This window comes from Duganella sp. 1411 (genome assembly GCF_017833525.1).
Taxonomy (GTDB): domain Bacteria; phylum Pseudomonadota; class Gammaproteobacteria; order Burkholderiales; family Burkholderiaceae_D; genus Rugamonas.
This window is the reverse complement of the sequence record NZ_JAFICD010000001.1, coordinates 2705133-2724658: the sequence shown is the minus strand read 5'-3', so window position 1 is coordinate 2724658 and position 19526 is coordinate 2705133. Positions and strand designations below refer to the sequence as shown.

The 19526-nt window shown below is 65.5% G+C and carries 20 protein-coding genes; 13 read left to right on the top strand and 7 right to left on the bottom strand.

The genetic code is table 11. From position 1 onward, the window contains the following. Positions 1–37: 37 nt before the first annotated feature. Entirely contained in the window at positions 38–355 is a 318-nt protein-coding gene (locus JOD97_RS11410; protein ID WP_209716706.1) for a hypothetical protein, read from the top strand. Further along, positions 352–1317, top strand: a complete 966-nt coding sequence (locus JOD97_RS11405; RefSeq protein WP_209717499.1) for a bile acid:sodium symporter family protein — start codon at positions 352–354, stop codon at positions 1315–1317. The genes JOD97_RS11410 and JOD97_RS11405 overlap by 4 nt, the downstream gene beginning before the upstream one ends. A gap of 78 nt (positions 1318–1395) precedes the next feature. Here the strand turns inward: JOD97_RS11405 and JOD97_RS11400 are convergent, their stop codons facing one another. Next, the gene (locus JOD97_RS11400) at positions 1396–2352 is read right to left on the bottom strand and encodes an Hsp33 family molecular chaperone HslO (RefSeq protein ID WP_209716703.1); all 957 of its coding nucleotides are present in this window, start codon (positions 2350–2352) and stop codon (positions 1396–1398) included. Between the two features lie 3 nt (positions 2353–2355). Continuing rightward, the gene (locus JOD97_RS11395; RefSeq protein ID WP_209716700.1) at positions 2356–2880 is read right to left on the bottom strand and encodes a gamma carbonic anhydrase family protein; all 525 of its coding nucleotides are present in this window, start codon (positions 2878–2880) and stop codon (positions 2356–2358) included. A 170-nt stretch (positions 2881–3050) separates the two neighbouring features. Between JOD97_RS11395 and JOD97_RS11390 the strand changes: the two genes are divergently transcribed. The 10 genes from JOD97_RS11390 (at position 3051) to bamC (ending at position 12712) form a co-directional block, all read left to right on the top strand. After that, complete coding sequence (locus JOD97_RS11390; protein ID WP_209716697.1) at positions 3051–3932, top strand: alpha/beta fold hydrolase; 882 nt, start codon at positions 3051–3053, stop codon at positions 3930–3932. 356 nt (positions 3933–4288) lie between these two features. Next, positions 4289–5296: a threonine/serine dehydratase gene (locus JOD97_RS11385; protein WP_209716693.1), complete on the top strand. Its 1008-nt coding sequence runs from the start codon at positions 4289–4291 to the stop codon at positions 5294–5296. Next, positions 5290–6123, top strand: a complete 834-nt coding sequence (locus JOD97_RS11380; protein ID WP_209716691.1) for a 3',5'-nucleoside bisphosphate phosphatase — start codon at positions 5290–5292, stop codon at positions 6121–6123. Before JOD97_RS11385 ends, JOD97_RS11380 begins: the two co-directional genes overlap by 7 nt. A gap of 225 nt (positions 6124–6348) precedes the next feature. Beyond that, positions 6349–7224 carry a protease HtpX gene (gene htpX, locus JOD97_RS11375; RefSeq protein WP_209716689.1) on the top strand — a complete coding sequence of 292 codons (876 nt, stop codon included), beginning with the start codon at positions 6349–6351 and terminating at the stop codon, positions 7222–7224. A gap of 67 nt (positions 7225–7291) precedes the next feature. Continuing rightward, positions 7292–7915, top strand: coding sequence for an L-threonylcarbamoyladenylate synthase (locus JOD97_RS11370; RefSeq protein WP_209716686.1), 624 nt, complete (start codon positions 7292–7294; stop codon positions 7913–7915). Positions 7916–7998: 83 nt separating this feature from the next. Continuing rightward, positions 7999–8676 (top strand): site-2 protease family protein, encoded by a 678-nt coding sequence (locus tag JOD97_RS11365; protein ID WP_209717497.1) that lies wholly within the window; start codon positions 7999–8001, stop codon positions 8674–8676. Positions 8677–8683: 7 nt separating this feature from the next. Then, the gene (locus tag JOD97_RS11360) at positions 8684–9886 is read left to right on the top strand and encodes a tryptophan--tRNA ligase (protein WP_209716683.1); all 1203 of its coding nucleotides are present in this window, start codon (positions 8684–8686) and stop codon (positions 9884–9886) included. A gap of 34 nt (positions 9887–9920) precedes the next feature. Further along, entirely contained in the window at positions 9921–10469 is a 549-nt protein-coding gene (locus JOD97_RS11355; RefSeq protein WP_209716680.1) for a bifunctional 2-polyprenyl-6-hydroxyphenol methylase/3-demethylubiquinol 3-O-methyltransferase UbiG, read from the top strand. A gap of 84 nt (positions 10470–10553) precedes the next feature. After that, positions 10554–11429 (top strand): 4-hydroxy-tetrahydrodipicolinate synthase, encoded by an 876-nt coding sequence (dapA, locus tag JOD97_RS11350; RefSeq protein ID WP_209716677.1) that lies wholly within the window; start codon positions 10554–10556, stop codon positions 11427–11429. 89 nt (positions 11430–11518) lie between these two features. After that, complete coding sequence (gene bamC / locus JOD97_RS11345; protein ID WP_229264277.1) at positions 11519–12712, top strand: outer membrane protein assembly factor BamC; 1194 nt, start codon at positions 11519–11521, stop codon at positions 12710–12712. Between the two features lie 182 nt (positions 12713–12894). On the opposite strand, the gene JOD97_RS32655 is transcribed toward bamC, so the two are convergent. The 3 genes from JOD97_RS32655 to JOD97_RS11330 all read right to left on the bottom strand — a co-directional run bounded on the left by JOD97_RS32655 (position 12895) and on the right by JOD97_RS11330 (position 15059). After that, the gene (locus tag JOD97_RS32655; RefSeq protein ID WP_229264276.1) at positions 12895–13146 is read right to left on the bottom strand and encodes a hypothetical protein; all 252 of its coding nucleotides are present in this window, start codon (positions 13144–13146) and stop codon (positions 12895–12897) included. 290 nt (positions 13147–13436) lie between these two features. After that, positions 13437–13913: a hypothetical protein gene (locus tag JOD97_RS11335; protein WP_209716671.1), complete on the bottom strand. Its 477-nt coding sequence runs from the start codon at positions 13911–13913 to the stop codon at positions 13437–13439. A gap of 18 nt (positions 13914–13931) precedes the next feature. Continuing rightward, positions 13932–15059, bottom strand: a complete 1128-nt coding sequence (locus JOD97_RS11330) for a cupin domain-containing protein (protein ID WP_209716668.1) — start codon at positions 15057–15059, stop codon at positions 13932–13934. A 137-nt stretch (positions 15060–15196) separates the two neighbouring features. On the opposite strand from JOD97_RS11330, the gene JOD97_RS11325 reads away from it, so the two are divergent. Further along, positions 15197–15739, top strand: coding sequence for a peptidylprolyl isomerase (locus JOD97_RS11325; protein WP_209716665.1), 543 nt, complete (start codon positions 15197–15199; stop codon positions 15737–15739). Positions 15740–15748: 9 nt separating this feature from the next. Here JOD97_RS11325 and JOD97_RS11320 read toward each other — a convergent pair whose 3' ends face one another. Next, entirely contained in the window at positions 15749–16717 is a 969-nt protein-coding gene (locus JOD97_RS11320; protein ID WP_209716662.1) for a hypothetical protein, read from the bottom strand. Next, a complete protein-coding gene (gene mutS, locus JOD97_RS11315) occupies positions 16714–19404 on the bottom strand; it encodes a DNA mismatch repair protein MutS (protein WP_209716659.1) in 2691 nt (896 codons plus the stop codon). Before mutS ends, JOD97_RS11320 begins: the two co-directional genes overlap by 4 nt. Positions 19405–19526: the final 122 nt, after the last annotated feature.

Below are 19526 nucleotides of genomic sequence, written 5' to 3'. Positions count from 1 at the left end.
GTTACACTGCCGTATGGAAACAAGAAGGAAAAACACGATGCGCACACTTCTGATGCTGGCGTTGGCGTTGCCACTGGCCGGCTGCTACACGGTCAACCAGGCGAAGCTCGGCAACTTCGTCGCCGACACCGTGCAACCGGGCATGCCGCTCGAGCAGGCGGTGACGCGCCTGCGGGTCGAGGACTTTTCTTGCAACACCAGCAGCGCCGGCAGCGTGACCATTTGCACCCGCACGCAGCAACGCCTGGCGCGCGGCGCCTGCGTCGAACGGGTCGATCTGATCCGCAGCCAGTCGTCGGCCAATGTGGTGGGCGCGGTCGACATCCTCGAAATCAAGTGTGCGAAAACATGGTGACCCGTCCCCGCTTCCTGCCGGATAACTTCACGCTGGCGATGATCGCGACGGTGGTCGCGGCCAGCCTGTTGCCGTGCACCGGCCAGGGCGCGGTGGTGTTCAACGGCGTCACGCATGGCGCCGTGTGCCTGCTGTTCTTCCTGCACGGCGCCAAGCTGTCGCGCGAGGCGGTGGTGGCCGGCATCACGCACTGGCGCCTGCATTTGCTGGTGCTGTTGTGCACGTTCGCGCTGTTCCCCTTGCTGGGACTGGCGCTCAAGCCGCTGCTGATGCCGCTGGTGACGCCCGACCTGTATCTGGGCATCCTGTTCCTGTGCATGCTGCCGTCCACGGTGCAATCGTCGATCGCCTTCACGGCCGCCGCGCGCGGCAACGTGCCGGCGGCGATCTGCAGCGCCTCGGCCTCCAATTTGCTGGGGATTTTCCTGACGCCGGTGATGGTCGGCCTGTTGACGGCGGCGAAGATGACGGGCGGCTCGCCGTGGGAGTCGGCGCTGCAGATCGCCTTGCAGCTGCTGTTGCCGTTCATTGCCGGGCAGGTGGCGCGGCGCTGGATCGGCGCCTGGGTCGAGCGCAACAAGCCGCTGACCCGGATGGTCGATCAGGGTTCGATTCTATTGGTGGTGTACACCGCGTTCAGCGAGGCGGTCGGGCAGGGGCTGTGGCACCAGCTGTCGTGGGCGTCGCTGGGCGGGCTGTTGCTGATCGACGTGGTGTTGCTGGGATTGGTGATGCTGATCAGCGCGCGGTTGAGCCGCCGGTTGGGATTCAGCCGCGAGGACCGGATCGCGATCGTGTTTTGCGGATCGAAGAAGAGTTTGGCCAGCGGCGTGCCGATGGCCAAGGTGTTGTTTGCCGGTGGGGCGCTGGGGGCGGTGGTGTTGCCGTTGATGCTGTTCCACCAGTTGCAGCTGATGGTGTGCGCGGTGCTGGCGCAGCGTTACGCTAGGCGGCCCGAGTAGAGGAAACCCCCAACCCGCAAAGCGGACACAGGGGTCGGACCCCGAGGGGTCCGACCCCGGCCTGCGGGGTGCGGGTTATCAATGCTTGACGTCGCTGGCCGGTATCAACGCCGCGACCGGCTCGTCGCTGGCGAACAACTGCGCGCAATCGACCTTGTCGTAGTCGTAATGCTGGCCGCAGAAATCGCAGTTGACGCCGACATGTCCCTGTTCGGCCAGCACGCTGTCGACCTCTTCGCGGCCCAGCATCTTGAGCATGTTGCCGACCTTCTCCCGCGTGCAGGTGCAATGGAACGACGGGCTCAACGGATCGAACACGCGTATCGTCTCTTCCCAGAACAAACGCTGCATCAGCACGTCGACCGTCGTCTCCAGCAACTCCTGTTCCTTCAACGTCGACCCCAGGATCACCGCCCGGTTCCACGTCTCCAGCGCCTCTTCCGGCGTCAGCGGCTCGACGCCGGCCTTGCCGCCGTGGTCAGGCAGCTTTTGCAGCAGCAGCCCGCGCGAGACGTTGTCGTCCGCCGCCAGCCACAGCTTGGTGTCCAGCTGTTCCGATCGCAGCATGTAGTTTTCGATGACCGTGGCCACGTCGTCGCCGTCGAGCGGCACGATGCCCTGGTACGGCTGCTGGCCCGGCACCTTGTCGGCCGGGTCGAGCGTGATGATGAAGCGGCCCTTGCCGTGTACGTTCAGCAGCGCCGGCAAGCTGGCGTCGTCGGCGATGAGCGCGTCCTCGGCCAGTTTGGCGGTGGCGCGCAGGCGCAGGTCGGCGTCGCACTCGACCACCAGCAACTGCACCGGACCGTCGCCGTGGATTTGCATGATGATCGACCCGTTGAACTTCAGGTTGGCCGACAGCAGCGCCGCCGCGCCGACCATCTGCCCCAGCAGCTTCTTGACCGGCGCCGGATAGCTGGTGTGGCGCGACAGCACGTCGCGCCACGTGGCCGAAACGTCGATGAACTCGCCGCGCACGGCGGCGTTCTCGAAGATGAATTTCTGCAGGACGTCCTGCGTCAGGGTAATACTCATGTGTTATCCGATCTTTTTGAGTTGCGTCTTGAACAGCTGGCCGCGTTGCACATAGCTGTTGGCGCTGGCGAGCAGGCGCGCGGTGTCGTCGGCGGTCAGGGTGCGCACGGCCTTGGCCGGCGAACCGATGATCAGCGAGTTATCCGGGAATTCCTTGCCCTCTGTGACCAGCGCCCCGGCCCCGACCAAGCAACCGTTGCCGATCCTGGCGCCGTTCAGGATCACCGCCTGGATGCCGATCAGGGCGCCGTCGCCGATGGTGCAGCCGTGCAGCATCGCCTGGTGGCCGATGGTCACGTTCTTGCCCACGGTCAGCGGGTAGCCCATGTCCGTGTGCATCACCGTGCCTTCCTGCACGTTGCTGTTCTCGCCGATGGTGATGCGTTCGTTATCGCCGCGCAAGGTCGCGCCAAACCACACCGACGTGTTGGCGTGCAAGGTGACCTTGCCCACCAGGGTCGCGCTGTCGGCGACAAATGACGATGCATCGATCTCTGGCGCGTGTTCGCCCAGTTGATAAATAGACATTGGAAACCTTCGGTTGACTGATGAGAACGGCGGGATGGCGCTATTTTACGCTCGCACAGCCGGCGAACGGTCGTGCTATTATTTTGCTTTGCGGCCAGCAATGTACCGATATTGCGCCGGCCACGCCATTTTCAAGGCATGTATTTAGGACATGTATTAAGGACACGATGATGACGCCGACACCTTCCCGCTCCGAATTCCTGACCATACGCGGTTTGCGTTGCCACCTGCACCACTGGGGCAGGGAAGGCGCGCCCAAGATTTTCATGCTGCACGGCTGGATGGACGTGGGCGCGTCGTTCCAGTTCGTCGTCGACGCCTTGAAGGGCGACTGGCACGTGATCGCGCCGGACTGGCGCGGCTTCGGCCTGTCCGAGCGCAGCGGCGACGACACCTACTGGTTCCCCGACTACCTGGCCGACCTGGACGCGATCCTGCGGCACTATTCGCCGGAGCGGGCGGTCGACATCGTCGGCCACAGCATGGGCGGCAACATCCTGGGGCTGTACGCGGGCGCGCGGCCCGAGCGCATCCGCAAGCTGGTCAACCTGGAGGGCGCCGGCCTGCGCGCCGCCAAGCCCGAGCAGGCGCCCGGCCGCTACGCCAAATGGATGGACGGCCTGCTGGAAAAGCCGGAGCTGCGCACCTACCCGTCGCAACAGGCGGTGGCGGCGCGCTTGCAGAAGACCAATCCGCGCCTGAGCGACGAGCGCGCGGCCTTCCTGTCGCAACACTGGTCGGCGCAGAACGAGCAGGGCGAATGGGAAATCCTCGGTGATCCGGTGCATAAGCAGCAAGGCCCGCTGCCGTACAACGTCGACGAGGTGATGGCGTGCTGGAAAGCCATCGCGGCACCGGTGTTATGGGTCGAGGCCGATCAGACCAATATGTGGGACTGGCTCGGTTCGCAGCCGGGCGGGCGTGTCGAACTGGACCGCCGCCTCGGGCATTTGCGCGATGTCACCCGCAAGATGGTGCACGATGCCGGCCATATGCTGCATCACGACCAGCCGGTCGAGCTGGCGGGATATATCGAGGAATTCTTGACGTAGGGCGGATTGGCGCAGCGTAATCGGCCATGCATGCGTGGTCGGCGGCTCATAGATGGCCGATTACGGCGTTCCGCCTAATCCGCCCTACGAAGTACGAACTTCTTGCCAGCGCTATATTTCTTTGGCATCATTGACCGTATGAAACCGCACCACACCACCGTTACGAACCACCGCCGCGCCGCTCCCGACGCCGGCCGGGCCGCGTTCGCCGGTTGCGGGCAGTCCTACTCCATTATTCGAATTATTCAGGGTCGCTGAGCTGCGGCTGCGCCGGTGCTCGGCGCCCCCAGCCCCAGCGCTTCCCGCGCGCGGGCCACGCCCGCGATCCCCCCCGAATAGTTTAATGGAGCACCCACATGACATCTTCCTATCCCTCGCTGGCCCAGATCCGCGATACCGCCGCGCGCCTTGACGGCAAGATCCTGCACACGCCCGTGTGGCGCTGGCAAACCGGCGTCATCGAAGAACAATTGCCCACCACCGAGGTCTGGCTCAAGCTGGAACTGTTTCAAAAGACCGGCACCTTCAAGCTGCGCGGCGCGCTCAACTGCATCGAGGCGCTGGACGCGGCGGCGCGCCGGCGCGGCGTGGTGGCCGTCAGCGCCGGCAACCATGCGATCGCCGTGGCCTATACGGCGCGGCTGGCCGGCTGCGGCGCCAAGGTCGTCATGCCGGCCCACGCGAGCCCGGCGCGCATCGCCGCCTGCCGCGAGTTCGGCGCCGAAGTGCTGCTGATGCCCGACGTACACCAGGCGTTCGCGCGCGGCCGCGAGATCGAGCGCGACGAGGGCCGCACCATGCTGCATCCCTACGACGGCCCGCTGACGGCGCAGGGCACCGGCACCGTCGGCCTGGAGCTGATGGCGCAGGTGCCCGGCCTGGATGCGGTGGTGGTGCCGGTGGGCGGCGGCGGCTTGTGCGGTGGCATCGCCGCCGCCGTCAAGCAGCTCAATCCGCACTGCGCCGTGTATGGCGTCGAGCCGTTCGGCGCCGACGCGCTGTACCGCAGCTTCGCCTCGGGCGCGCCGGAAACGTTGGAACGGGTCGACACCGTGGCCGACAGCCTGTGCGCGCCGTATGCGATGGAGTACAGCTTCAACGTCTGCCGCCGCTTCGTCAACGAGGTGGTGCGGGTCGACGACGACCAGATCTGCCAGGCCATGCTGTATCTGTTCCGCGATGCCAAGCTGGTGGCCGAGCCGGCCGCCGCCGTGGCGACGGCCGCGCTGCTCGGGCCGCTGCGCGAGCGCTTGGCGGGCAAGCGCGTGGCGCTGCTGGTGTGCGGCTCGAATATCGACCCCGCGCGCTTTGCGGAGTTGCTATGCAGGGGCGCGCGCATCCGCGATACAATGACAGCATGTTAAAAGTCGATCTGCACTGTCATTCCAACGTCTCGGACGGCGTTCTGGCCCCCGCCGCCGTGGCCGCCCACGCGCGCAAGGCCGGCGTCGACGTCTGGGCGCTCACCGACCACGACGAGGTCGGCGGCATCCCCGCCGCCCGCGCCGCCGCCAGGCAGCAGGGGATGGAGTTCGTCTCCGGCGTCGAGATTTCGATCACGTGGGCCAACGAAACGGTGCACATCGTCGGCCTGCGCATCGACGAGACCAACGCCGCGCTGGTGAATGGGCTGGCCTGCACGCGCTCCGGCCGCGACAACCGCGGCCGCGAGATCGCGCGCCAGCTGGAAGCGGTTGGCATCGGCGGCGCCTACGAGGGCGCGCTGACCTATGTCGGCAATCCGGACCTGATGTCGCGCACCCACTTTGCCCGCTATCTGGTGGAAATCGGCGCCTGCGCCAGTATTTCTGACGTGTTCAAGAAATACCTGTCCGAGGGCAAGCCGGGCTATGTGCCGCATTGCTGGGCGAGCCTGGCCGATTCGGTCGAATGGATACGCGGCGCCGGCGGCATCGCCGTCATCGCCCATCCGGGGCGTTATCGTTTCAGCCAGCTGGCGCAGGGGCAGTTGTTCGACGAGTTCAAGCAGCTGGGCGGGGAGGCGATCGAGGTCGTCACCGGCAGCCACACGCCGGACCAGTATCCGGTGTACGCGCAGTTGGCGAATAGTTACGGTTTTCTCGCCTCGCGCGGGACCGATTTCCACGCGCCGGGCGAATCGCGGGTCGATTTCGCGTTGTTGCCGCCGTTGCCGGCCAACGTCAAGCCGGTGTGGCACGATTGGTTTTGAGCCGCGCCGCCGCACGCCCAACCCGCATTGCCGACCGGGGTCGTACCCCGCACGGGGTACGACCCTAAGCGGTGACGCATGCGTATCGCTGAAAGCTGTCGGGTTTGACCAGCGGTGATTTTCCTCTACGATTACCGCCGGTAAGTGTTATTGCCATCTTGATTTTGCGTCGAGCCGGTCATACCTTATGATTTGGGCAAACTTGTCCGTACCGGAGACCACTCAATGAAACGCATCGTCCTGTTTATCGCCACCAACCTCGCCGTCATGCTGGTGTTGTCCATCGTGCTGTCGCTGCTGGGCATCGGCCGTCCCGGCGCGGGCGGCAACCTGGAAATGGGCAGCCTGCTGGCGTTTTCGCTGGTGGTCGGCTTCACCGGCGCGATCTTCTCGCTGCTGATCAGCAAGCCGATGGCCAAGTGGTCGACCGGCGCGCGCGTGATCGAGACGCCGTCGTCGTCCACCGAGCTGTGGCTGGTCAACACCGTCAAGGCGCTGTCCGAGCGCGCCGGCATCGGCATGCCCGAGGTGGCGGTCTACGACGGCGAGCCGAACGCGTTCGCCACCGGCGCCTTCAAGAACTCGGCGATGGTGGCCGTGTCGACCGGTTTGCTGCAAAACATGAACCGCGACGAGGTCGAGGCCGTGCTGGGCCACGAGGTGGCCCACATCGCCAACGGCGACATGGTGACGATGACCTTGATCCAGGGCGTGGTCAACACCTTCGTGGTGTTCCTGGCGCGCGTGGTGGGCTTCTTTGTCGACAAGGTGCTGCTCAAGAACGAGCGCCAGGGCACCGGCATCGGTTACATGGCCACCGTGTTCGTCTGCGAGCTGGTGTTCGGCCTGGTCGCCTCGCTGATCGTGGCCTGGTTCTCGCGCCAGCGCGAGTTCCGCGCCGACGCCGGCTCGGCCAAGCTGCTCGGCAGCAGCGTGCCGATGCAGCACGCGCTGGCGCGCCTGAACGGCATGGAGCCGGGCGCCTTGCCGCAATCGATCGCGGCGGCCGGCATCACCAACCGCGGCGGCTGGGGCGCGCTGTTCTCGACCCACCCGCCTTTCGAGCAGCGCATCGCCGCCTTGCGTAGCGTACAATCCTGATGTTATTAATAGCGGTCTCGGCCGGCTGTAGCCATCCTCAGCCGCAGCCGGGCCGGGCCAGCCAACCATGAGTCAATTTTTCCAGGTCCATCCCGACAACCCGCAGATCCGCCTGATCAAGCAGGCGGCGCAGATCATCGACAGCGGCGGCATCGTCGCCGTGCCGACCGATTCCTGCTACGCGCTGGTGTGCCACCTGGACGACAAGGGCGCCGTCGAGCGGCTGCGGCGGATACGCGGCATCGACGAAAAGCACCACCTGACCCTGCTGTGCCGCGACCTGAGCGAGATCGGCGTCTACGCGCGCGTCGACAACCGCCAGTTCCGCCTGCTCAAGTCGGCCACGCCGGGGCCGTACACTTTTATTCTCGAGGCGACCAAGGTGGTGCCGCGCCGGCTCAGCCATCCGTCGCGCAAGACCATCGGCCTGCGGGTGCCGGAAAACCCAATCGTGCTGGCGCTGCTGGAACAATTGCAGCAGCCGCTGCTGGGCACGACCCTGATCATGCCGGGCGAGCAGGACGCGCTCAACGACGCCGACACCATCTGCGAGAGGCTCGGCAAGCAAATCGAGCTGGTCATCGACGGCGGCGCCTGCAGCATGGAGCCGACCACCGTGATCGACCTGACCGGGCCTGACGCCGAGCTGGTGCGCCAGGGCCGGGGCGACGCCGCCTTGTTCGGACTTTGATCCATTCCTTTCGCGACAAGGCAAGCGCGCCGGCCTTCGACGGCGCCGCAAGATCACTTAGCAGCCTCTGGTAGAATCCCCCCATCATGGATATAGATAGCATCGTCCAGACCATCACGGTCTACGCCATCCCGGTTCTTTTCGCAATTTCGCTGCATGAAGCCGCGCACGGCTATGTCGCCCGCTATTTCGGCGATTCCACCGCCGCCGACCTGGGCCGGCTGAGCATCAACCCGATGCGCCATATCGATCCGTTCGGCACGGTATTGCTGCCGCTGATACTGAGCCTGCTGACCTTGCCGGCGCTGGGCTACGCCAAGCCGGTGCCGGTCGATTACAACCGCCTGCGCAATCCGAAAAAACAAATGGCCCTGGTGGCCGCCGCCGGACCGGCCGCCAACTTCGCCATGGGGCTGGGCTGGATGGTGCTGTGGGTGCTGCTGACGTTCGTGTTCCACGTCGACCAGGACGACTTCTTCATCCTGATGGCCAAGGCCGGCATCGGCGTCAATTCGGCCATGCTGGTGTTCAATTTGATTCCGCTGCCGCCGCTCGACGGCGGGCGCATCGTCACCGGCATCCTGCCGATGCCGCTGGCGCGCAAGTACGCGCAGATCGAGCGCTACGGCGTCTACGTCTTCATCGCCCTGATCCTGATGATGCAGTTCGGCATGCTGACCGGCTTCCTGATCGGCGGCATGCACCTGGTGCAGGGCGTGTTCCACATGCTGGTGAAGCCGCTGATCATGCTGTTGGGCTGAGCCGGCCATGTATCCCGACCGCGTCGTCTCCGGCATGCGTCCGACCGGCTCCATGCATTTGGGCCACTACCACGGCGCATTGAAAAACTGGATCAAGCTGCAGGCCGAGCAGCCGTGCCTGTTCTTCGTGGCCGACTGGCACGCGCTGACCACGCACTACGACGACCCGGGCGTGATCGAGCGCAGCACGTGGGAGATGCTGATCGACTGGCTGGCCGCCGGCATCGATCCGTCGCAGACGACCTTGTTCATCCAGTCGCGCGTGCCCGAGCACGCCGAGCTGCACCTGTTGCTGTCGATGGCCACGCCGCTGGGCTGGCTCGAACGGGTGCCGACCTACAAGGACCAGATCGAGAACCTGTCGAACAAGGACCTGGCCACCTACGGCTTCCTCGGCTATCCGCTGCTGCAGGCGGCCGACGTGCTGATCTACCGCGCCAGCCTGGTGCCGGTGGGCGACGACCAGGTGCCGCATATCGAGATGATGCGCGAGATAGCGCGACGTTTCAATCACTTGTACGGCAAGGAAAAAGGCTTCGAGGAGAAGGCCGAAAAGGCCGTCAAAAAGCTGGGCAGCAAGCGCGCCAAACTGTACAGCGAGCTGCGCACCGAGTACCAGCGCGACGGCAAGGACGAGGCGCTCGAGCAGGCCAAGGCCATGCTGGACGACGCCCAGAACCTGTCGCTGGGCGACCGCGAGCGCCTGTTCGGCTATCTGGAAGGCAGCCGCAAGCTGATCCTGGTCGAGCCGCAGGCGCGGCTGACGGCGGCCGCGCGCCTGCCGGGCCTGGACGGACGCAAGATGTCCAAGAGCTACGGCAACGCCATCGCGCTGCGCGAGGACAAGGAATCGGTGGGCAAGAAGATCCGCACCATGCCGACCGATCCGGCGCGCGTGCGCCGCACCGACGCCGGCGATCCGGCCCGTTGCCCGGTCTGGCAATTCCACCAGGTGTACTCGGACGCGCCGACCCAGGCCTGGGTCCAGCGCGGCTGCGTCTCGGCCGGCATCGGCTGCATCGAGTGCAAGCAGCCGGTGATCGACGCCATCGTCAAGGAACAGGAGCCGATGCACGAGCGCGCCCAGCAGTATCTGGACGACCCGTCGCTGGTGCGCGCCATCGTCGCCGACGGCAACGACGCCGCCCGCCGGCTGGCGCAGGAGACCATGCGCGACGTGCGCGAGGCCATGGGCCTGGCCTACACCTAATTTGTAACCCTTCGTAAATTCCGGTAAAGACATCATGAGCGATACCATTTCTCCCTGGGTGCGGCGCTACGCGCCCCTGATCCCCGGCGGCGCGGTGCTGGACCTGGCTTGCGGCGCCGGCCGCCACAGCCGCCACCTGGCCTCGCTGGGCCATTCGGTGGTCGCGGTCGACCGCGACACCGAGGCGCTGGCGCTGGCGGCCGGCCCCGACATCACCACCTCGGCCATCGACCTGGAGGAGGAGGGCGCCGCGTGGCCGTTCGGGCCGGCCCGTTTTGCCGGCATCGTGGTCACAAACTACCTGCATCGTCCGCTAACGGCCGCGATGATCGCCAGCCTGGCGCCGGACGGCGTGTTGATCTACGAAACCTTCGCCGAGGGGAACGCCCAATTCGGCAAGCCGTCGAATCCGGATTTCCTGCTGCGGCCGGGCGAGCTGCTGGACTGGGCGCGCGAGCACGGCCTGCGCGTGGTGGCGTTCGAGGAGGGCGTCGTCGACGCCCCTAAAACTTCCATGGTGCAACGGATATGCGCCGTAAAGGCCGATTTTCCCCGCGTGGCGGCCCTGTTGCCGCCATTTTGAGGCCGGAATTGTCGGCCTGAATGCACCATAAGCGCGAGTCATCGTCTACAATCGTTGTTTTAATACTTTATGCAGTGGTTTCCTATGATTAAGGGCAGCATAGTAGCAATCGTCACTCCGATGCACCCGGACGGCAGTCTGGACTTCGACGGCCTGAACCGGCTGATCGACTGGCACATCGCCGAGGGCACGGACAGCATCGTCATCGCCGGCACCACCGGCGAATCGGCCACCGTCAGCGTCGAAGAGCATTGCGCGCTGATCAAGACCACCGTGGCCCACGCCAACGGCCGCATCCCGATCATCGCCGGCGCCGGCGCCAACTCGACCGCCGAGGCGATCAAGCTGACCCGCTTCGCCAAGGAAGCGGGCGCCGACGCCACGCTGCAAGTGGTTCCCTACTACAACCGTCCTACCCAGGAAGGCATGTTCCAGCACTTCAAGGCCATCGCCGAGGCGGTGGACTTGCCGGTGATCCTGTACAACGTGCCGGGCCGCACCGTGGCCGACATGAGCAACGAGACCATCCTGCGTCTGGCGGCCGTGCCCGGCATCGTCGGCGTCAAGGACGCGACCGGCAACATCGGCCGCGGCTACGACCTGCTGCGCCTGGCGCCGAAATCGTTCGCGGTCTACTCTGGCGACGATCCGACCGCGATGGCGCTGATGCTCGGCGGCGGCGCCGGCAACATCTCGGTCACCGCCAACGTCATGCCGCGCGCCATGGCCGACATGTGCCGGGCGGCGTTGGCTGGCGATATCGCCAAGGCGGTGGCGCTGAACAATCAAATGTTCCCGCTGCACCAGAAGCTGTTCATCGAGCCGAATCCGGTCCCGGTCAAATGGGCGCTGGCCGAAATGGGCAAGATGCCCGCCGGCATACGCCTGCCGCTGGTGCCGCTGGGCGCCGATTGCCACGACGCGGTGCGCGCGGCCCTGCGCGAGGCCGGCGTCCTGTAAAACCCCGGCAGGCGCGCCTGCAGGAGCAACAAGCCCCGACCCGATCGGATCACATTTTGCTGCATTCCAGCTTCTTAAACAGTAACGACATGACTATTCGCAAGACAGCTTCTATTTCCTCGCAGCGCGCCGTGGTACTGGGCGCCTTGATGGCCAGTTTGACCGGTTGCGGCATGATCAGCTCCGTCGTCGGCAATGACAAGGTGGACTACAAGTCCGCCAAGAAGGCCAGCACCCTGGACGTGCCGCCGGATCTGACGCAATTGCAGAAGGACAACCGCTACTCGCTGCCGGACTCGAACAACGGCGTTGCCACCGCCTCCGGCTACAACGCCGCCAAAGGCGCGGCGGCGGCCGCCGGCGTCGGTCCCGGCGCCATCGTCGTGCCGGGCCAGCCGGCCGCCGGCACCGTGGTGCCGACCACGGTCAACGATATCAAGGTCGAGCGCGACGGCAACCAGCGCTGGCTGGTGGTCAAGCAGACGCCCGAGCAGCTGTGGCCGCAGCTCAAGCAGTTCTGGGAGGATTCGGGCTTCACCCTGGCGCAGGAGCTGCCGACGGCGGGCATCATGGAAACCGAATGGAACGAGAACCGCGCCAAGATCCCGCAGGATTTCATCCGCAACACCATCGGCAAGGTGTTCGACTCGGTCTATTCGAGCGGCGAGCGTGACAAGTTCCGCACCCGCATCGAGCGCCGCGCCGACGGCGCCAGCGAGATCTACGTCAGCCACCGCGGCGCCCAGGAAGTGGTCACCGGCGCCCAGAAGGAATCGACGATCTGGACCCCGCGCCCGAACGATCCGGGCCTGGAGGCCGAATTCCTGGCGCGCATGATGAACAAGCTGGGCAACGGCGGCGACGATACCTCGCCGGCCAAGGCCGCCGTCGACTCGGCCATCGTCCAGCCGCAGCACGCGTCGCTGGTCGGCGCCGGCGCCGAGCGCGCCGTGCAGGTGGACGAGGGCTTCGACCGCGCCTGGCGCCGGGTCGGCCTGGCGCTGGACCGCGCCGGCTTCACCGTCGAGGACCGCGACCGCACCACCGGCACCTATTTCGTCCGCTACATCGACGATAGCGCCGAGACCAAGGGTTTCTTCAGCAAGTTGTTCAGCTGGGGTTCGTCGTCGGAAGCGGATAAGGAAGCGCAGCGCTATCGTATTTCCGTCAAGGCCGGCGCCGGTAACAGCAGCACCGTCACCGTGCTGAGCAATGCCGGCAAACCGGAAGTGAGCCCGGTCGGCGATAAGATCCTGACCTTGCTGCACGAGCAGTTGAAATAAGCGAAAGCGGCGCCGATGGCGCCGCGTTCTAATACCCCGGGAATATCCGGGCATAAAAAAACCGGCGCGCGCCGGTTTTTTTATATCTGCAAATAAATGGGGATTTCCCATTTGGATGCAAAAGCGTCAGGCGAAAAAAAACCCGCCCGCGCCGGAGGCGCCGACGGGCTTTTCCTTACTGATTACTTCGAAGCAGCAGGTGCCGAAGCAGCTGGAGCAGCAGCGTCAGCAGCTGGAGCAGCGGCTGGAGCAGCAGCGTCAGCGGCTGGAGCGGCTGGAGCGGCAGCGTCAGCGGCTGGAGCGGCTGGAGCAGCAGCTGGAGCGGCTTCTGGAGCAACTACTGGAGCTGGGGTAACGGTGGTTTCTTCTTTTTTCGAGCAAGCGGTCAGAGCAGCAACGGCCAGCAGGGAAACGATCAGCAGGGATTTTTTCATGAATTTTCCTTAGTTAATACAAAATTGAACACAGTGTTGCGATTAATAATTACCGGTAATTATCGCTCATTAGGTCGTCTTCGAAGGCTTTTCGTACCTGACATGGTGCCTGCCAGACAACGGAAACTTCCTAACCGAATATTATAGCGATTTTTACTGCGTCGCAATAGGACAAAGAGCCGTTCTCACAACTATTTTGCGGTATCGCAACATTACGCTTTCGACTTCAGTTTAGTGGAGCCGGCGGCTCCGGCGTTCGCTTCGAACACCGCATTCTACCCCTATCCGGCTCATAATCCCGTTGAGTTTGCATACAATCCGGGCCCGGATTCGTCCCAAATTGTAAGGAAACGTTCCAAAGACGTCTTTAAATCGGCCGGACCGTCGAAAACCGCTTCACCACGGAAATGATCGGAATGGAAACGCCGGACGATATGGCGCTCGTCGGCGATGCAGAACGAGTCGGTCAACTGGCGCAGCGGCTGGCTGGTGCGGCGCACCTCGATCGCGTGGCCGTAATCCTTCAGCAGACGCAGGAAGCGGGGCGCGTCCCGTTCCACCGGCTTGCCGTCGTGGGCGGCCAGTTGCAGGCGGCCGCCGCCTTTGAGGAAGCGGCGCAGCGTGGCGTCGCTGGCGCTGCTGCCCAGCTCCCAGACGGCGAAGTCCGGATCGAACAGGCGCAGCGTGTGCTCGGCGCGGGCCAGGCAGGCCGCCAGTTGCCCGGCGAACCCGCTCCTCGTGGTGAAGGGAAACACTTGCCTGTCCATCTGGCCTCCGCAGGTTGATTAGCCTTGGCCCAGTTCGACCCAGCCGTCCTGGTACCACGTGTACAGCGCGTCCATGACGTCGTCGGACGCCTGCGCCAGCTCGGCGCCGCTCAGCGCGCGATTGTTGGCCAGCAATTCCAGCGCCACCTTGTCGGCGCGGCCGACGCCGAACGACTCGCCGTTGATGAACACGTGTTTGCCGCGATACAGCATTTGCGTCTTGCGCGACAGCGACAAGCCTTTTTTCGCGGCCGCCTCGCCGAACTTGCCCACCGCCAGCGGCTTGGCTGGCCCGGTGAAGAACACGTTGTGCTTGGGCTCGGACATGTATTCGCCCAGGAAGATGGTCACGTCCTCCTCGGTGAAGCGGACCTTGTTGATCTCCTCGGTGATCGTGCTCAGCATGTGGCGCGGGATCTCGGCCGGCTTGGACGTCGCTTCCAGCTCCGGATCGCCGTAGCGGCCCGGCAGGTCGATCGAATCGGCCATGAATTGCAGGAAGGCCTCGCCCAGCTCCTGGTACGACGGCGAGCGGAAGCCGATCGAATAGGTCTGGCAATCGCCGATGGCCACGCCGTCGTGGGCGTAGTGGGGCGGCAGGTACAGCATGTCGCCCGGATTGAGGATGAACTCCTCGTTGGGCTTGAAGTTGGCGAGGATTTTCAGCGGCAGGCCCTCGACCAGGCTCAGGTCTTTCTGCGGGCCGATGCGCCAGCGGCGCTGCCCCTGCGCCTGCAACAGGAACACGTCGTAGGAATCGAAGTGCGGACCGACGCCGCCGCCGTCGGTGGCGAAGCTGACCATCAGGTCGTCGAGGCGGGCGTCGGGGATGAAGCGGAACTGGCGCAGCAGCGCGTCGGCCTTGGCGTCGAACAGGTTGACGCCTTGCACCAGCAAGGTCCATTCCTTTTGCGTCAGCGGCGGCAGGGTCTCCAGCGGGCCGTGCTGCATCGACCACTCGCCGTCGACGGCGGCGATCAGGCGCGATTCGGCGTGGTTGGTCGAGGCCAGCTTGGTCAAGGCGTCAAGGCTCAGCAGTGACTTGAAGCCGGGAATGGCGTTACGGATCAGGAGTGGCTTTTTATGCCAGTAGTCGCGCAGAAACTGCGCCGGCGTGATGTCGCCGAGGAGCGGTAATTTTTTCATACCGCATTATAAACCCGCACCCCAATCAGAGGGGTCGGACCCGACAGGGTCCGACCCCGGGGGCGTGCGCCGTGCGGATCTGGCGCGCCCACGATTAAAGGTATAATCTGCCTGCTCATAACAGAAAGGAAATTCCAATGAAGATTGCCAAGAACACGGTCGTGACTGTGAATTACAAACTGTCCGATGCCCAGGACAATCTGATCGAAGACGGCCGTCAACCGATGGTCTACCTGCACGGTGGCTACGAGAACACCCTGCCGAAAATCGAAGAAGAACTGGATGGCAAGGAAGTCGGCTATTCGTCGATCATCCAGATCGAGCCGGAAGACGCGTTCGGCGATTACGACGCCGCGCTGGTCAAGGTCGAGCCGCGCAACCGCCTGCCGGAGCCGCTGGAAGTGGGCATGCAGTTCGAAGGCATGCCGGACGGCGACGACGCCGACGAGGCGATGATCTTCACCGTCACCGACATCGCCGACGACAAGGTCGTTTTGGACGGCAACCATCCGCTGGCCGGCATGGCGCTGCGCTTCTCGCTCAACGTCACCGAAGTGCGCGAAGCGTCGGACGAGGAAATCGCCCACGGCCACGTGCACGGCGCCCACGGCCACCACCACGGTGACGAGGACGACGAAGGCGACGAGGGCGACCACGTCGCCATCCACCCGATCCACTAATCTAGTCGATCAAGGCGTCGTCTCGGCGCCGCCGCCCTTGATGGTGAACAGGGCGGCGGTGTCGGGATTGACGCGCACCTCGGCCGATTCCGCGGCCACGCTCAAATGCCCCACGTTGCCGCGCCAATCGATGGCCGGCTCGGACTTGCCGCTGCCGGCGGCCGGGCTTAGCACCTGGGTGTCCACCAGCAGCACCTTGCCCTTGAATTTACCCGCCAGCGTCTTGATCTGCCGGCGCGGCTCGGCGAAGCCATCCTGTTTCGATTCGAAACGCGGCAACAGCGAAAACCCTTCCTCCTCCTGCAGCCCGACGGCGCCGTCCGAGAACAGCACCAGGCCATGCAGCTTCTGGCGCGCGGCCAAGGTGAACAACCGGTGCAGCCACGCGCGGTTGGCCACCAGGCGGTCCTCGTATTCGCTGTTGCGGCCCGCCTCGGGCCGGAAGTGGTTGTTGTTGGCCGGCAGATTGATCGTTGCGAACAGCACCTTGCCGTACTCCCAGTGCGCGTTCTCGGCGTAGCTGCGGAACTTGGCGGTGCTCGACAAGCGCGTCAACGGCAAGCGTTTCGCGCCCAGCGATTCGGGCTCGCCGTAATACAGTTCGCGCAGGCGGTTCAAGCGTTCGATGGCGTTCGAGCGGCCGGCCGAATTGAGGCAGGCGCTCCAGTCGCTGCCGGCCAGCGAGACGATCACCGGCGCGGCCGCGACGTCGAGCAGCGCGTGGCGCGCCGCGTACAGCTTGTCGCTGCAAGGCTCGTTGACGGCCTTGATGCCGGTGGCGACGATGAAGGCCGGATTGGCCTGCATGGCGGCGGCGATGGCGCGCTTGAGCGTGGCCTCGTCGGCGCCGTTCTTGAACGGATGGCCGATCACGGCGAACTGGAAGCCGCCGCCGTTCGGCGCCGCGTGCGCGCCCGCCGCCACCACGGCCAGCGCGAGCGACAGCGTGACCGCCAACCTGGAGGCGGCGCGCGTCATGCCTGTGCCGTCTCCGTCAGGCGCTTGAGCTGATACAGCCGGTCCAGCGCCTCGCGCGGCGTGAGCGCGTCCGGGTCCAGATCGTCGAGCGCGTCGAGCAGCTCGCGCATGGCCGGCGTCGGGCCGGCGGCGGTGCCGGTCGCCGGAACCTCGTGCACCTCGTCGTTGGCGTCGGCGGTGGGGGCGGCGAACAAATCGAGTTGCGGCGTGGCGTCGAGCGCCTGCGCCTCGAGCCGCGCCAGATGCTTGCGCGCGGCCTTGATCACCGTCTGCGGCACGCCGGCCAACTGCGCCACCTGCAAGCCGTAGCTTTGCGACGCCGGACCGTCCTGCACCGCGTGCAGGAACACGATGCTGTCCTTGTGCTCGACCGCCGACAGGTGCACGTTGGCCGCCGTCGGATGGCTTTCCGGCAGCTGCGTCAGCTCGAAGTAGTGGGTCGCGAACAGCGAGAAGCTGCGGCTGGTGTCGATCAGGTGGCGCGCGATCGCCCACGCCAGCGCCAGGCCGTCGAAGGTCGAGGTGCCGCGTCCCACCTCGTCCATCAGCACCAGCGAATGCTCGGTGGCGCCGTTGAGGATCGCCGCCGATTCGGTCATCTCCACCATGAAGGTCGAGCGGCCGCCGGCCAGATCGTCGGTGGCGCCGATGCGGGTGAAGATGCGGTCGATCGGGCCGATCGTCGCGCTGGTGGCCGGCACGTAGCTGCCGACGTAGGCCAGCAGCGTGATCAGCGCCACCTGGCGCATGAAGGTCGACTTACCGCCCATGTTCGGGCCGGTGATCAGCAGCAGGCGGCGGTCGTCGACGAAGCGGCAATCGTTGGCGATGAAGCGCTCGATCTGGTTCTCCACCACCGGATGGCGGCCCTCGACGATGTTGATGCACGGGCCGTCGACCAGCTGCGGCGCGCACCAGTTGTGGCGCAGCGCGTGGTCGGTCAAGGACACCAGCGCGTCGAGCTGCGCCAGCGCCTTCGAGATCGTCTGCAGGCAGCCGATGAACGGCGCCAGGTCGGCCAGCAGCTGGTCGTACAGCATCTTCTCGCGCGCCAGCGCCTTGTCCTGCGCCGACAGCGCCTTGTCCTCGAACGCCTTCAGTTCCGGCGTGATGTAACGCTCGGCGTTTTTCAGGGTCTGGCGGCGGCGGTAGTCGTCCGGCACCTTGGTGGTCTGGCCGTGCGTGACCTCGATGTAGAAGCCGTGCACCTTGTTGTACTCCACGCGCAGGTTGGCGATGCCGGTGCGGGCGCGCTCGCGCGTCTCCAGGTCGACCAGGAACTGGCCGGCGTTCTCGGACAGCGCGCGCAGCTCGTCGAGCTCCGCGTCGAAGCCGCGCGCGAACACGCCGCCGTCGCGCACCATGTTGGCCGGCTCCGGCGCCACCGCGCGCACCAGCAGGTCCAGGCATTCCTCCGGCGAGGCCAGGTCGGTGTTGATGGCGTTGAGCAGGCCGTCCGGATCGGACAGCGCGCGCTGCAGGCCGTGGCGCAAGGCCGGCAACTGCTTGACGCCGTCGCGCAGGCTGGCCAGGTCGCGCGGGCGCGCCGACAGCAGCGCGATGCGCGTGGTGATGCGTTCGATGTCGGGCACCTGCGCCAAGGTGTGCGACAGGGCGCCGGTGGCGTCGGCCCGCGCCAGCGCGGCGATGGCCTCGTGGCGCGAACGGGCGATGGCCTGGTCGCGGCGCGCGTGGTGCAGCCAGTAGCGCAGCAGGCGCGAACCCATCGCCGTGCGGCAGTGGTCCAGCAGCGAGAACAGCGTGGGGGACTCCTGGCCGCGTATGGTCTCGGTCAGCTCCAGGTTGCGGCGCGTGGCCGCGTCCAAGCCGATGAACTCGCTCTCGGTCTCGGTGCTCAGGCTGCGCACGTGCTGCAGGCCGCGGCCCTGGGTCGACTGGGCGTAGCGCAGCAGCGCGCCGGCCGCGCCGAACGCCGCGCCCAGGCCGTCGGCGCCGAAGCCGGTCAAGGTCGCCACGCTCAATTGATCGAGCAGCGACTTGTGGCCGGTGACGACGTCGAAGTGCCAGTCCGGCACGCGGTTGACGTGGCAGTTGACGGCCTCCTCGAACAGGTCGGCGTTATCGCCGCGCAGGATCTCGGCCGGCGCGATGCGTTCTAGTTCCTGCTGCATGCGGGTGTTGACGGTGCGGCTGTCGCCGGAGAATTCCATCAGCTTGAGCGAACCGCTGGCCAGCGACAGCCACGCCAGGCCGGCGGTGCACACCTTGCGCTGGCTGATGATGCACATCGCCAGCAGCGGGCGCTCGGCCTTTTCCGGCAGCAGGTCGGCGTCGGTCAGGGTGCCCGGCGTGACCACGCGCATCACCTTGCGCTCGACCGGGCCTTTGCTGGTGGCCGGGTCGCCGATTTGCTCGCAGATCGCGCACGACTCGCCGATCTTGACCAGCTTGGCCAGATAGCCCTCGAGCGAATGGAACGGCACGCCGCACATCTTGATCGGCTGGCCGCCCGACGAGCCGCGCGCCGTCAGCGTGATGCCGAGCATGCGCGCCGCTTTCTCCGCGTCCGTGTGGAACAGCTCGTAGAAGTCGCCCATGCGGTAGAACACCAGCATGTCGGGATACTCGGCCTTGATGCTGAGGTACTGCTGCATCATCGGCGTGACTTTTTCGGTGGGACTGTTCTTGACGGCGGCGGCGTTGATTTCGTTGGGGACGGTGGTCATTGGTTCTTTTTTTGCGGTGCGATGAGTCTGGTTTTGCCGGGGCACAACGACCACGGCGCGTAACCCGACATTCTACCGGTTTTAGGGACGGATCCGGCATATCCGGCGCGCGCTCCCCGCGA